The sequence below is a fragment of the Klebsiella sp. M041 genome, from assembly GCF_059759695.1.
On record NZ_JCAXWU010000004.1, the window covers coordinates 308,504 to 322,152 of the forward strand.

Annotated in this window: 15 protein-coding genes; 3 read left to right on the forward strand and 12 right to left on the reverse strand. The window is 59.5% G+C overall.

All coding sequences use genetic code 11. The features are described from left to right. Nucleotides 1-2: 2 nt before the first annotated feature. The 3 genes from artQ (at nucleotide 3) to artJ (ending at nucleotide 2,302) form a co-directional block, all read left to right on the forward strand. Nucleotides 3-719, forward strand: coding sequence for an arginine ABC transporter permease ArtQ (gene artQ, locus AC6CWS_RS07015; RefSeq protein ID WP_023288989.1), 717 nt, complete (start codon nucleotides 3-5; stop codon nucleotides 717-719). Continuing rightward, entirely contained in the window at nucleotides 719-1,387 is a 669-nt protein-coding gene (gene artM / locus AC6CWS_RS07020; protein WP_004201338.1) for an arginine ABC transporter permease ArtM, read from the forward strand. Before artQ ends, artM begins: the two co-directional genes overlap by 1 nt. 183 nt (nucleotides 1,388-1,570) lie before the next feature. Further along, nucleotides 1,571-2,302, forward strand: a complete 732-nt coding sequence (artJ, locus tag AC6CWS_RS07025; RefSeq protein WP_004201336.1) for an arginine ABC transporter substrate-binding protein ArtJ — start codon at nucleotides 1,571-1,573, stop codon at nucleotides 2,300-2,302. 84 nt (nucleotides 2,303-2,386) lie between these two features. Here artJ and AC6CWS_RS07030 read toward each other — a convergent pair whose 3' ends face one another. The 12 genes from AC6CWS_RS07030 to AC6CWS_RS07085 all read right to left on the reverse strand — a co-directional run bounded on the left by AC6CWS_RS07030 (nucleotide 2,387) and on the right by AC6CWS_RS07085 (nucleotide 13,506). Next, nucleotides 2,387-3,859 carry a sensor histidine kinase gene (locus AC6CWS_RS07030; protein WP_065881870.1) on the reverse strand — a complete coding sequence of 491 codons (1,473 nt, stop codon included), beginning with the start codon at nucleotides 3,857-3,859 and terminating at the stop codon, nucleotides 2,387-2,389. Then, on the reverse strand, nucleotides 3,856-4,572 hold the full coding sequence (locus AC6CWS_RS07035; protein ID WP_023288987.1) for a winged helix-turn-helix domain-containing protein: 717 nt from the start codon (nucleotides 4,570-4,572) through the stop codon (nucleotides 3,856-3,858). Before AC6CWS_RS07035 ends, AC6CWS_RS07030 begins: the two co-directional genes overlap by 4 nt. Before the next feature lie 78 nt (nucleotides 4,573-4,650). After that, nucleotides 4,651-5,778, reverse strand: coding sequence for a 23S rRNA (uracil(747)-C(5))-methyltransferase RlmC (gene rlmC / locus AC6CWS_RS07040; protein WP_048297139.1), 1,128 nt, complete (start codon nucleotides 5,776-5,778; stop codon nucleotides 4,651-4,653). Nucleotides 5,779-5,819: 41 nt separating this feature from the next. Continuing rightward, nucleotides 5,820-6,308 carry a YbjO family protein gene (locus tag AC6CWS_RS07045; RefSeq protein WP_023288985.1) on the reverse strand — a complete coding sequence of 163 codons (489 nt, stop codon included), beginning with the start codon at nucleotides 6,306-6,308 and terminating at the stop codon, nucleotides 5,820-5,822. A gap of 57 nt (nucleotides 6,309-6,365) precedes the next feature. Then, a complete protein-coding gene (gene potI / locus AC6CWS_RS07050) occupies nucleotides 6,366-7,211 on the reverse strand; it encodes a putrescine ABC transporter permease PotI (protein WP_023288984.1) in 846 nt (281 codons plus the stop codon). Beyond that, nucleotides 7,208-8,161: a putrescine ABC transporter permease PotH gene (gene potH, locus AC6CWS_RS07055; protein ID WP_004201331.1), complete on the reverse strand. Its 954-nt coding sequence runs from the start codon at nucleotides 8,159-8,161 to the stop codon at nucleotides 7,208-7,210. Before potH ends, potI begins: the two co-directional genes overlap by 4 nt. 10 nt (nucleotides 8,162-8,171) lie before the next feature. Next, nucleotides 8,172-9,305 (reverse strand): putrescine ABC transporter ATP-binding subunit PotG, encoded by a 1,134-nt coding sequence (gene potG, locus AC6CWS_RS07060; protein ID WP_044521950.1) that lies wholly within the window; start codon nucleotides 9,303-9,305, stop codon nucleotides 8,172-8,174. A 161-nt stretch (nucleotides 9,306-9,466) separates the two neighbouring features. Further along, nucleotides 9,467-10,579, reverse strand: a complete 1,113-nt coding sequence (gene potF, locus AC6CWS_RS07065; RefSeq protein ID WP_023288982.1) for a spermidine/putrescine ABC transporter substrate-binding protein PotF — start codon at nucleotides 10,577-10,579, stop codon at nucleotides 9,467-9,469. 348 nt (nucleotides 10,580-10,927) lie between these two features. Further along, nucleotides 10,928-11,407, reverse strand: a complete 480-nt coding sequence (locus tag AC6CWS_RS07070; protein ID WP_002896365.1) for a type III secretion system chaperone family protein — start codon at nucleotides 11,405-11,407, stop codon at nucleotides 10,928-10,930. Nucleotides 11,408-11,495: 88 nt separating this feature from the next. Continuing rightward, entirely contained in the window at nucleotides 11,496-12,398 is a 903-nt protein-coding gene (gene rimK, locus AC6CWS_RS07075; protein WP_023288981.1) for a 30S ribosomal protein S6--L-glutamate ligase, read from the reverse strand. A 114-nt stretch (nucleotides 12,399-12,512) separates the two neighbouring features. Continuing rightward, nucleotides 12,513-13,235 carry a nitroreductase NfsA gene (gene nfsA, locus AC6CWS_RS07080; RefSeq protein WP_048334563.1) on the reverse strand — a complete coding sequence of 241 codons (723 nt, stop codon included), beginning with the start codon at nucleotides 13,233-13,235 and terminating at the stop codon, nucleotides 12,513-12,515. Beyond that, nucleotides 13,219-13,506, reverse strand: a complete 288-nt coding sequence (locus AC6CWS_RS07085) for a YbjC family protein (RefSeq protein ID WP_004201326.1) — start codon at nucleotides 13,504-13,506, stop codon at nucleotides 13,219-13,221. Before AC6CWS_RS07085 ends, nfsA begins: the two co-directional genes overlap by 17 nt. Nucleotides 13,507-13,649 lie beyond the last annotated feature (143 nt).

A 13,649-nucleotide genomic window follows, 5' to 3' on the forward strand; every position in this document is an offset into this window, starting at 1 on the left:
GAATGAACGAAATTTTTCCATTAGCAAGCGCCGCCGGGATGACCGTCGGCCTTGCCGTTTGCGCGCTCGCCATCGGCCTCGTCCTGGCGATGCTCTTCGCGGTACTGGAGTCAGTGAAATGGCGCCCGGTAGCCTGGCTTGCAACCGGCATTGTGACCATTCTGCGCGGCCTACCGGAAATTCTGGTGGTGCTGTTTATCTATTTCGGCTCGTCCCAGCTGCTGCTGACGCTCTCTGACGGTTTCACCATCCCGCTCGGGTTCACGCAGATCCCGGTGCAGATGCAGATTGAGAACTTTGACGTCAGTCCGTTCCTCTGCGGGGCGATCGCCCTGTCGCTGCTGTATGCCGCCTACGCCTCGCAAACGCTGCGCGGCGCGCTGAAAGCCGTTCCGCAGGGTCAGTGGGAGTCCGGCCAGGCGCTGGGGCTGTCGAAAGCGGCCATTTTCTTCCGCCTGGTGATGCCGCAGATGTGGCGCCATGCCCTGCCCGGTCTCGGCAACCAGTGGCTGGTGCTGCTGAAGGACACCGCGCTGGTGAGCCTGATCAGCGTCAACGATCTGATGCTGCAGACCAAAAGCATCGCCACCCGCACTCAGGAGCCCTTTAACTGGTATATCATTGCCGCAGCAATCTATCTCGTCATCACCCTGTTGAGTCAATACATCCTTAAGCGGATTGACCAGCGTGCGACGCGCTTCGAACGGAGGCCAGGCTGATGCTCGACTACTTACCCGAACTGCTGAAAGGCCTGCATACCAGCCTGACGCTGACCGTGGCGTCGATTATCGTGGCGCTGATCCTGTCGCTGATCTTTACCATTATCCTGACGCTGAAGACGCCGGGGCTAGTGTGGATAGTGCGCGGCTACATCACCCTGTTTACCGGTACGCCGCTGCTGGTGCAGATCTTCCTGATCTACTATGGCCCCGGGCAGTTTCCTTCGCTGCAGGAATATCCATGGCTGTGGCATCTTATCTCCGAGCCGTGGCTGTGCGCCCTGATCGCCCTGTCGCTTAACAGCGCCGCCTATACCACCCAGCTGTTTTACGGCGCCATCCGGGCGATCCCCGACGGGCAATGGCAGTCGTGCAGCGCGCTGGGGATGAGTAAAAAGGATACCCTGGCGATCCTGCTGCCGTACGCCTTTAAACGCGCGCTGTCGTCCTACTCCAACGAAGTGGTGCTGGTATTCAAAAGTACTTCTCTGGCCTACACCATCACCCTGATGGAAGTGATGGGTCACGGCCAGCTGCTGTACGGAAGGACCTACGACGTGATGGTGTTCGGCGCCGCCGGGATTATTTATCTCATCGTCAACGGGTTGCTGACCCTGTTGATGCGCCTGGTGGAGCGCAAAGCGCTAGCTTTTGAACGGCGTAACTAGCGCCTGGCGTATTTGCATAATAAGCGAACAACAAGACGGACAAGTCTAACACCTGTCCGTCTTTTTTTATATCAATTAAAATATTTAATCATTTTTATTGCATACAAATTCATTTAATGGCATTGTCACCCTATGCCGCAGACACGGCGAATAATCATAAGATTGACAGACGGGAGTTCCACGATGAAAAAGTTAGTTCTGGCTGCACTGCTCACCACGTTCACCTTCGGCGCCGCCGCCGCGGAGAAAATCAGCTTCGGCGTGTCCGCGACCTATCCGCCGTTTGAATCGATGGACGCGAATAACCAGATTGTCGGCTTTGATATCGATCTGGCCCATGCGCTGTGCAAACAAATGCAGGCAGAATGCACCTTTACCAACCACGCGTTTGACAGCCTGATCCCGGCGCTGAAGTTTAAGAAGTATGACGCGGTGATTTCCGGAATGGATATTACGCCGGAACGCAGCAAGCAGGTGGCCTTCACCGACCCGTACTACGCCAACTCCGCGCTGGTGATCGCCAAAAAAGACGCGTTCCACTCGTTCGATGATTTGAAAGGCAAACGGATCGGCATGGAAAACGGCACCACCCACCAGAAATATCTGCAGGATAAACATCCTGAGGTGAAGACCGTCGCCTATGACAGCTACCAGAACGCGATTATCGACCTGAAAAATGGCCGTATCGACGGCGTGTTCGGCGACACGGCGGTGGTCAACGAGTGGCTGAAAACCAACCCGCAGCTGGGGGCAGCCACGCCGAAAGTAACCGATCCGCAATACTTTGGCACCGGCCTTGGGATTGCCGTGCGCCCGGATAACAAGGCGCTGCTGGAGAAACTGAACGCCGCGCTGAAGGCGATTAAAGCCGACGGTACCTACCAGAAAATCAGCAACCAGTGGTTCCCTGAGTAATTTTTTTGCCGGGGGGGCGCTGCGCTTACCCGGCCTGCTCCGTCCCCGTAGCCGGGTAAGGCGTAGCCGCCACCCGGCAATTTCTCAAAGTGGCACGAAGAACCTGAACCGCGCCCCGCTTACCGACTCCACCAGCCGGATCCCGCCCCCGTGCAGCTCCAGCATCCGTTTCACAATCAGCAGCCCTAACCCACCGCGATCCTCCCGCGACGCCTGGGTAGACAACGCCGACGGCCGCTGGAACAGATCATCGCGCAGCGCGGCATCGACGCCCGTTCCGTTGTCTGCCACTTCGACCTGGATCTGTTGATTCTCCTGCCAGACCGCCAGACGGATCTCCCCGCCGACGGGAGTATGCCGCATCGCGTTATCGAGCAGGTTGGTCACCACCCTCTCAATCATTGACACATCGGCGTTGATCAGCGGCAACGGCCCCGGCACATCAATTTGCAGGTTCACCTCGCGCGTGCGGGCGGTGAGTTCAAACTTCTGCGCCACGTCGGAAATCAGCTCCGCCATCGCGAAACGCTCGCGCTGCGGTTTAATGCTCCCGTGCTCCAGTCGCGCCAGCTCAAACAGCTGCTGTGAAAGATGGCGCACCTTGTTGCCCTGGCGCAGGGCGATGGTGAGATACTGCCTTCGCTCCTCGGCGGTCAGCCTTTCGTCCTTCAGGGTCAGCGTTTCCAGATACCCCAGCAGCGAAGTCAGCGGTGTGCGCAAATCGTGGGAAATATTGGCCACAAATTCGCGGCGCTGGCGGTCGCTGTCGGCCAGCCGATCCCACTGACCGGCTATCTGCCGGGCAAGGTCAATAAAGCGGTTCTCAAGGACCGCTACCTCGTTACCGGGCTGTGGCTCCGGCGTGCGGGCCGCCAGGGTTTTGATGGCGCTGATGCTGTCCCGATCGTTCGCCGCCACCTGGGCGGTGAGCTGGCGGACAGGCCGGGTAACCCAGAACCATGCCAGGCCTCCCGCCAGCAGACCAAACAGGGCCACCAGCAGCAGGGTCCACAGAACAATGCTCCACAGCGTTTTTTGCCAGGCGTCGGCCGCCAGCTGATTAAAGGTCTCCCCCTGCAAAATGATATACAGGTAGCCGCGCAGCTGGCCGTCGACGCGCAGCGGGGCGGCGCTGAAGACTTTTCGCCCGTCAAGGCTGCGGGGATCGTCGCCATACACCGGCGACGTACTGCCGGTGAGAAAAACCTGTACCGGCGCCATGTCGATCCGCTGGCGTTGGATATGGCCCGGCGGCGCCGCATCGGCCAGCAGGTCGCCATCCGGCGACAGCAGATAGAGCTCCACGCTGGGATTAAAGGTCATCAGGCGGTCAAACAGCGACTTCAGGGTTTGCCGGTTGACCTCGCCGTGGGCGTCCAGCAGCGGTTCGCGGGCCACAATTTGCTGAGCCAGCCCGGCGGAGAGGCGCTGCACCATGGCGTTGCCATACTGCGCGCTGCTGTGTAACTGAACGGCGCACACCGCCGCCGCGCACAGCATCAGCAGGGAGACCACCACCAGCGCCAGCCGCTGGCTGAGGCTCAGGCGGCGGATCACGGGGCGGCCTCCTGGGTCACCGGGGCGAACTTATAGCCTTTTCCCCAGACGGTCAGAATGATGTCCGGCTCGGCCGGGTCACGTTCGATTTTACTGCGCAGGCGGTTGATATGGGTATTGACCGTGTGCTCATAGCCCTCATGCTGATATCCCCAGACCTGCTCCAGCAGCGCCAGCCGGGAAAACACCTCCCCGGGATGGCGGGCAAAGTAATACAGCAGCTCAAATTCGCGCGGGGTGAGGTCCACCATCTCGCCGCGCAGCCTCACTTCGCGGGACAGCGGATCGATGCTCAGACCATGGCAGGACAGGCGCCCGGCGTCCATCAGCAGGTTCTGCCCCATCGCCTCCTGGCGACGAAACAGCGCTTTAACGCGGGCGATAAGTTCCAGTAACGAAAAGGGTTTCGCCAGATAGTCGTCAGCGCCCATCTCCAGGCCCAGCACACGGTGCATTTCGCTGGTGCGAGCGCTGATGATGATCACCGGCAGATAGCGGGTCATCTGGCGGATGCGCCGGCAGATCTCCAGGCCATCGACGCCGGGCAGCATCAAATCGAGGATCACCGCATCCCAGACCCGCGTTTCCAGTCGGGCGAGGGCCTGGCCGCCATCGGCCTCATGCACAATCTGATAGCCCTCATCCTGCAGATTGAGCCGCAGCAGCGTGGCTATATCCTCATCATCTTCCACCAGCAGAATGGTTTTGGCCATTAGATTCCCCCCACCAATAACAAAACATGCTGCGTCAAGCTTACCCGATTTCGGCGGCGCAAAGCCTTCACATTTTGTTTAAACTTCGCGGACCAGCAAGGTCAGCACTTCGTAGTGGGCGGTATGAGGGAACATATCAAACAGCTGGACCCGCTCGACGCGATAGCCGCTAAGACGGGCAATGTCGGTCGCCATGGTGCGGGCGTTACAGCTGGAATAGATAATGTAGGGCGGCGCCATGCGGCTCAAATAGTCGCACAGTTCAGCGCCAATGCCGCGTCGCGGCGGGTTGACCAGCACCAGCTGCGGGATATCCGCTTCATGCGTGGCGAACCGCGTGGAGTCCAGCGCCTGAAAATGCAGATTGCCGAGCCCCAGCTGCGCGGCAGACTGCCTGGCGCAGGCGATCGCTTCCGGGGCTATCTCTATCCCGGTCAGGCGCATCGCCGGCGTCGCGCAGTGCAGGCCAAAACCGCCGACGCCGCAAAACAGATCCCACATATGCTGGACCGGCAGCGCGCGCACCCAGTCGCGGGCGGTGGCGTACAGCCGGCTGGCTACCGTCGGGTTAGTCTGAAAGAAGCTTTGCGGACGGATCCACAGCGGCACCTCATTAAAGACCTCGCCCAGCGCCTGCTGTTCGGTGAAGAAGATCTCCTGCTCGCCTTCCATGATTGCCATATGCACCGGCTGGATATTCGCCGTGATCACCTTGAGCTGCGGGAGCTGTGCCTGCAGCCAGGGCAGCGCGGCGCGCAGCTGGGCCACCTTGGCCTCTGAGCGCAGCACAAAGCGCAGCATCATCTCCCCCTGCTGGCTGGCGGTCAGCAGCAGATATTTCAGCTCCCCGCGCTTGCGCGCGACGTTGTAGGGAGTTAACCCGGCGCGGGCGATAAAGGGCTTCAGGCCGGCAAACACCGGCGCAAACTCGGCGGGATAGAGCGGGCAGTCGGTGAGGTCCACCGGGGTGCCATCGCGGTGCAGCATCCCCAGCAGCGGACGCTCCACGCTGCCGCTGACCACCATTTTGGCCTTGTTACGGAAAGCCGCCTCCGGCCCGCTGACCGGCTCGCCCCAGTCGGCGACGGGGATTGCCGCCAGCAGCGTGCGCAGGTCGGCCATTTTATCGGCGAGCTGTTGCGGAACCGACCGTTCCAGCCATTGACAGGAACGGCAGCGGCCGGCGTCGTAGAGTGCGCAATGCATAATTGACCTTCAAAATTCCAGGGGCGGGGATTGTATCACCGTTATTGCAGGCGGAAAAACCGACGGCAGGTCGCTGGCACAAACAGCAGCGTCAGGACCAGCAGATCCGGCAGTTTTTGCATCACCAGCGAGTGGAAGATCTCCCGTTTGGATTCGCCGGGAATACTGAACAGCTCCGGATACCCATAGCCCAGCGACGCCGCCCACAGGTAGCCGGCGGCTATCATCTGCGTCAGCAGATAAACCCAGCGCGCCCAGTTGCGCCCTTTCACCAGCGAGAAGGCGCACCAGATTTCGATAAACACCAGCGCCAGGCTGCCGAGGAAGACCAGCGTCAGGTTCCAGGTCTGGACGCTACGGTGTATGAATTCGTTCAGCCCCTGCAGGCCCAACAGATTGAGGATCATCAGCAGATCCAGACCGCGAATCAAAATAATCGCAAAGGCCGCCACCTGCACCAGCGCAGGGACGTTAAGGCGGGCATGCGATGAGCGAGTTTTCGTAAACAATCCCAACGTAATGTCTTCCATGAAAACGGCGCCACAGAGTGGCGCCGACCGGAGGCTGCTGTACCGATTTTAGGTGGTTCAGCCTTGTCTTGCACGCTGGATATCGCGCACTCGCTGCTTTTCTGCGCGGGCCATCAAATACCAGGCGATAAAACCAACAACGCCGACCACGCCGAGGATGAGCGTCGCCAGGGCGTTAATCTCCGGGTTGACCCCCATGCGCACGCTGGAGAAGACCAGCATCGGCAAGGTCGTGGCCCCGGGACCGGAGACAAAGCTGGCGATCACCAGGTCATCCAGCGACAGCGTGAAGGCCAGCAGCCAGCCGGAGATCACCGCTGGCATAATCATCGGCAGCGTGATGACGAAGAAGACCTTCAGCGGCGCGGCGCCCAGATCCATCGCCGCCTCTTCGATCGAGTGGTCCAGCTCACGCAGGCGCGAGGAGATCACCACCGCCACGTAGGCGGTACAGAAGGTGACGTGCGCCAGCCAGATGGTCAGCATCCCGCGATCCGACGGCCAGCCGATGGCATGTCCCAGCGCCACGAACAGCAGCAGCAGCGAGAGCCCGGTGATCACGTCCGGCATGACCAGCGGCGCGGTGATCATAAACGCGAAGCCGTTGGAGCCGCGAAAACGTCCAAAGCGCACCATCACCACCGCGGCGATGGTGCCAAGGATCGCCGCCGCCGTCGCCGCGCAGGCGGCGATAGTCAGGCTGAGCCCCACCGCGCTCATCATCGCGTCATCGTGGAACAGCTCGCTATACCAGCGCGTTGACCACCCGGCCCAGACCGTCACCAGCTTTGAGCTATTGAAGGAGTAGATCACCAGCATCAGCATCGGGGCATAGAGGAAGGTGAACCCGAGCACGAGGATCAGAATGCGCCACGGCGAGCGTACTACCGGCAAGTCGTTCATCCCTGCTCTCCCATCTGTTTTTGCTGGTGCTTATGGAACCACATGATCGGCACGATCAGCAGCAGCAGCATGACAATCGCCACCGCCGAAGCCACCGGCCAGTCACGGTTGTTAAAGAACTCCTGCCACAGCACGCGGCCAATCATAATGCTGTCCGGCCCGCCCAGCAGCTCCGGGATCACGAACTCCCCCACCGCCGGGATAAACACCAGCATGGAGCCAGCGATAATCCCCCCTTTGGTGAGCGGAACGATCACCTGAAAGAAGGTCTTCAGCGGCCGGGCGCCGAGATCCAGCGAGGCCTCCACCAGCGAATAGTCGATGCGGGTCAGCGCGGTGTAGATAGGCAGCACCATAAACGGCAGATAGGCATAGACGATACCGATATATACCGCCAGGTTGGTGTGCAGGATCTCCAGCGGCTGATCGATAACCCCTAGCCACAGCAGGAAGTTATTCAACACCCCGTTGCTTTTCAGCAGTCCCATCCAGGCATAGACGCGGATCAAAAACGACGTCCACGACGGGAGGATCACCAGCAACAGCAGAATATTGCGCGTCGACGGCTTGCTGTGCGCCACCGCCCAGGCCAGCGGATAGCCCAGCAGCAGGCAGCAGAGCGTCGAGATGCCCGCCACCTGCAGCGACTGCAGATAAGCCTCAAAATAGAGCGGATCGTCGGTCAGCTGCAGGAAGTTGGCAAAGTTAAGGGTCAGCGTCAGCTGACCATCCGCCCACTCCATCAGATCGGTGTAGGGAGGGATCGCCCGCGCCATCTCGGCAAGACTTATCTTGAACACGATCAGGAACGGCAGCATAAACAACAGGATCAGCCACAGATAGGGCAGCGCGATCACCAGCTTGCGGCCATGCGCCATCTGCAGGCGCGCCGCCCACAGCGCGAAGCCGCCCGGTTTTTTCGCCCCTGACGGGGATTCAACGGTACTCATCGCCCTCTCCTTACACCGTCAGTACAACGCAGCTGTCCGCATCCCAGCATAAACGCACCTCGTCACCCCAGGTGGGCGTCCCTTTCCGATGGCGGTGCTCATTCTGCAGCTGGGCGCTGATCATCTGCCCGCTTTGCAGGCGCACATGGTAGATGGAGAGATCCCCCAGATAGGCGATATGAATCACCTCGCCGACGGCAAAATTGTAGCCATCCGCCGGCGGCTCATCGCACAGCATGATTTTCTCCGGACGCAGCGCCACCCACACCGGCACGTTGTCCACCACCGAGGCGTCGGGGTCGACCTTCAGCGGATGCACCAGTCCCGGCGAGCGCAGCACCAGGCCATCTTCCAGACGCTCTTTCACCAGCCCTTCAAAGACGTTCACCGAGCCGATGAACTCGGCGCTGTAGCGGGTGGTCGGGTGCTCGTAAATCTCTTCCGGTTCGCCAATCTGCACAAACTTGCCGCGGTTCATGATGGCGATACGGCCCGCCATGGTCATGGCCTCTTCCTGATCGTGAGTCACCATCACGCAGGTCACGCCAACGCGCTCAAGAATATCTACCACCTCCAGCTGCATGCGATCGCGCAGCTTTTTATCCAGCGCCCCCATCGGCTCGTCGAGCAGCAGCAGCTTTGGTCGTTTCGCCAGGCTGCGCGCCAACGCGACGCGCTGGCGCTGACCGCCAGAGAGCTGGTGCGGCTTACGTTTAGCGAACTCCTGCATGTGCACCAGAGCCAGCATCTCCTGCACCCGGGCGGTGATTTCCGCCTTAGGCAGACGATCCTGCTTCAGGCCGAAAGCGATATTCTGCTCAACGGTCATATGGGGAAACAGGGCGTAGGACTGGAACATCATATTGATAGGCCGCTGATAGGGCGGTACGCGCGCCAGATCCACGCCGTCGAGCATAATCTGTCCGGCGGTCGGTTGCTCAAAGCCCGCCAGCATGCGCAGCAGGGTCGATTTCCCGCAGCCTGATGCGCCCAGCAGAGCAAAAATTTCGCCTTTATAAATAGTGAGACTGACATCGTCGACAGCGTGCTGGCCATCAAACGACTTGGTTAAGTTACGGATTTCCAGCAGCGGGGTCAGCGCTTTGGGGGCTTTCGCCTGTGGGCGGGGCATTACGTCGTTCAATCGGGTGCTCTCCGGCAAAAAAACGATCACCATATGGTCCGGTGCCATACTTCGTGCTTAACAGTGCAGGTGCACCATCCTGGTGCTTCTGCTCGCCGGGCGCGCTGCCATTTCCCGGCGAGTGCCGTTCTGATACGGCCCGCTTACCGGGCCGTCAGAGTTTATTTACCGCTCTTCACTTTGGTCCACGCGCGGGTGCGCACGCGGTCGATCTTCGGATCCTGCACCTTCAGCGTGAACAGTTTGGCGAACACATCCGCTGGCGGATAAATCGCCGGGTTGTTACGGATAGTCTCGCTGACCAGCGGCGTGGAGGCCTTGTTGCCGTTGGCGTAGAACACCTGGTCGCTGATTTTGGCGATCACATCCGGGCGCATCAGATAGTTAAGGAACTGATAGGCCTCATCTTTATTTTTAGCGTCGGCCGGCATCGCAAAGACGTCAAAGAACGCCAGGGCGCCTTCCTTCGGAATAAAGTAGGAGACGTTGACGCCGTTCTTCGCCTCTTTCGCGCGGTTCGCCGCCTGCCAGACGTCCCCTGCCCAGCCGATCGCCACGCAGATGTCGCCATTGGCGAGGTCGTTAATATATTGTGAAGAGTGGAAGTAGCGAATGTTCGGCCGCAGCTTCAGCAGCAGATCGGTGGCCGGGCCGGTGTAATCATTCGCTTTGCTGCTGTTCGGATCCTTGCCAAGGTAGTTCAGCACGGTGGCGAAAATCTCTTCCGGCGCATCGAGGAAGGAGACGCCGCAGCTTTTCAGTTTTTCAAGGTTCTCCGGCTTCAGCACCAGATCCCAGCTGTCCACCGGCGCATCTTTGCCGAGGACGGCTTTCACTTTATCAACGTTGTAGCCAATGCCCGTCGTCGCCCACAGGTAAGGCATGGCGTATTTATTCTCCGGGTCATGCTTGGCGACCAGCTTCAGCACTTCGGGGTCGAGATTCTTCCAGTTCGGCAGCTTGCTCTTATCCAGCGGCTGGAACACGCCCGCCGCCAGCTGGCGCTCAAGGAAGCTGGCCGATGGCACCACCAGATCGAAACCGGTGCTGCCGGCCATTAATTTACCTTCCAGCACTTCATTGGAATCAAAAACGTCATACACGACTTTAATCCCGGTCTCTTTTTCGAAATTGGCCACGGTGTCCGGCGCAATATAATCAGACCAGTTATAGACATGCAGGGTTTTTTGTTCGGCGGCGAGCGAACCGGCAGAGACGGCCATCAGCGCACCCGTAACCAGACCTGTTAACCATTTTTTACCAAAGGCGGTCATATCTCTTTTCCTTCTCAACGCCCGTTAACTTACGGGCTCAAATATACGCATTTCTACGCATGCAAAAATCATGCATATTTTTTCATTGCCTGAGAAAAGGAGAGCGGATCTCTCCCGGAGTGGTTGCTCGCAACTGGAAGCATCGCCAGAATAACTGTAGCCAGAATAAGAGGCTATAGCCCAGGTAAAAAAACGCCTTTTATCAAATTTTTATGCAATAACGGTCTACGTGATAAGCCAAAACGGCCTGAATGGCGGTGAATAATGCTTTAAAGAAAGGTTAAATGCAGAATAAAAGCGGGTAATACGCAGCCGCTGCGGTAGTGGCTGCGCTAATTTTAGGCAGGTTTAGTGAAGAAAATGGTATTGCACGTTTTCTGCGGCCGGCTCTTCTTCTTCGCCTTTGTACAGCAGCTGATTGGCGCCGGCTTCGAGGATCACCATCGAGATCTGCTCCTCGCTTTGGCGGAAGAACCAGGCGAACTGCTCCATCGTCACCCCGGGGCCGATAGACAGCGACTGGCAGACCACCAGCTTGGGCAAATTATCGTCCTGAATGTCGATAAACGCCTTCACGGTTAACGAACTGGCGTTGATGGCCGAGAGATCCGCCGACAGCGCCAGTAAAGCAGACGGCTTCACCTCCGCCAGGGCGGAAAAGAGCACCACGTTATCCACCAGGTCAATTTTGGCATCAAAAATACCGTCGAAATTCTGCATATGCGGCAGGTGCAATGCCTGACAGGAATCGCACTCAAAAAAGCTGATGCCGATCTCATCCAGCCAGCGACGTAGCGTATCCAGACCTGGAACGACCAGTGAATCCATAGTGCCTGTGACCTCTTACAGTGGAAAAACGACGCCATAGCTTACGCAAAAAAAGCGCCGCATACCATGACAGTCTTGCATCCGGCGGTTAGCCGCCTATTTTCAAACAGAATTCTGGGGTCGCCTGGCGCTCGATCCAGGCGATCATCCTGCTGGCGATGTCCACGCCGGAGGTGGTTTCCACGCCTTCCAGTCCGGGCGAGGCATTCACCTCCATCACCAGCGGCCCGCGGGTGGCGCGTAAAATATCGACACCGGCGACGTCCAGGCCCAGAGTTTGCGTCGCCTTGATGGCAATGGCGCGCTCCTCATCGCTAATCTGCGCCACCGTAGCCATGCCGCCACGGTGCAGGTTAGAGCGAAAATCGCCCTCTTTCGCCCGCCGTTCGATCGCCGCCACCACCTCATTGCCGACCACCAGGCAGCGAATATCGCAGCCTTTCGCCTCGGCAATGTATTCCTGCACCAGGATGTGGGCGTTCAGCCCGCGAAAGGCGTCGATCACGCTCTCCGCCGCCTGGCGGGTCTCCGCCAGCACCACGCCGATCCCCTGGGTGCCCTCCACCAGCTTCACCACCAGCGGCGCGCCGCCGACCATGGCGATCAGATCGCTGGTGTCATCGGGGGAGTGAGCGATGCCGGTCAGCGGCAGATCGATGCCCTGGCGCGCCAGCAGCTGCAGCGAGCGCAGCTTATCGCGAGCGCGGGTGATGGCGACAGATTCGTTCAGCGGATAGCTTCCCAGGAGCTCAAACTGACGCAGGGCCGCGGTGCCATAGTAGGTAATCGCCGAGCCAATGCGCGGGATCACCGCATCAAAGTGCGGCAGCTGGCGCCCTTTATAGTGGATCGAAGAGGCCACCGGGCTGACGTTCATATAACAGGAAAGCGGATCGAGGATCTCGACCTGATGCCCGCGCTGTTGCGCCGCTTCGCGCAGGCGTCGACATGAATAAAGCGTTCCATCCCGGGATAATATGGCAATTTTCATCCTGCACCTCTGCAAAAAGACCCGCACTGGCGGGCCTCAGCTATCGAACACACTTCCACCTTTCCTGCCGCCAGCGTCGGATACCGCCTGGCCGGAGCAGCAGTGTACACGTAATCAGCGCGTTGCCCACCCCTGCTTATGCAGATAGTCGAGAATAAACGGACGACTCTCTTTCACGATAGTGCGACGGATATGATCGCTCCAGGTATCGCGGCGGGCGTTGCTGCCGCGCGACAGATAATAGTGCGCCAGCTGTTCGTCATACTCCGCCAGCAGCGCGTTATCCAGCGGCTGATAGCGGTTCTCATGCACCAGCATGGCGGCCGGCATCCGCGGCTTGATGTCCGGGTTATCCGCCGGCCAGCCAAGGCAAAGACCGAACAGCGGCAGGACGTGCAGCGGCAGCTCCAGCAGCTCGGTCACCGCCTCGATGCTGTTGCGCAACCCGCCGATATAGACGCCACCCAGCCCGAGGGACTCGGCGGCGGTCAGCGCGTTTTGCGCCAGCAGCGCCGTATCGACAACGCCGATCAGCAGCTGTTCCGCCAGCCCCAGCTCCGCCTGCGGGCAGATCTGCAGGTGGCGGTTAAAGTCGGCGCAGAAGACCCAAAACTCCGCCGCCTGGGCGACGTGCTGCTGGCCGCCGGTCAGCGGGACCAGACGTTCACGCAGGGCCGGGTCGGTAATACGGATGATGGAGGTGCACTGTAAAAAACTCGAGGTAGATGCCGCTTGCGCGCTGGCGATAATCGCCGCGCGCTGTTCGTCGCTCACGGGCGCATCGGTGAAGTGGCGGATAGAACGGTGGCTGCGCAGCAGCTCAATGGTCGGCGTCATTTCGTTTTTCTCTGTCAGACAAGGATTCAGGCTCAGGAGAGTGGGTTAACTGCGGGGCCACGATCTGCGCCATCCGCCACATCACGACGATGGCGGCGGGGATCATCAGCACGATCCCGGCAAAGAGCATCACCAGCGCCGCGGTCGGGCTGGCAATGGGCGCAGGCAGCTGGACATACTGGTTAAGCGAGAGCCAGGCGAGGGTTAACAGCCCCATCCCGAGGATCTCAACCAGCAGTATGCTTTTTGGCAACGGGGCAAATTTTCGCATCACGCCTCTCCGGTTGATAAACGCGGCGCGCCAGCCAATGCCACCGCGCCGCCGGGTCAGTATACGGGTTTTGATAGTACGACATTTATCAAACATAGCCGTAAACCATCGAAGCAAAAGGCAGAACCTTCTTTCCCTCACCG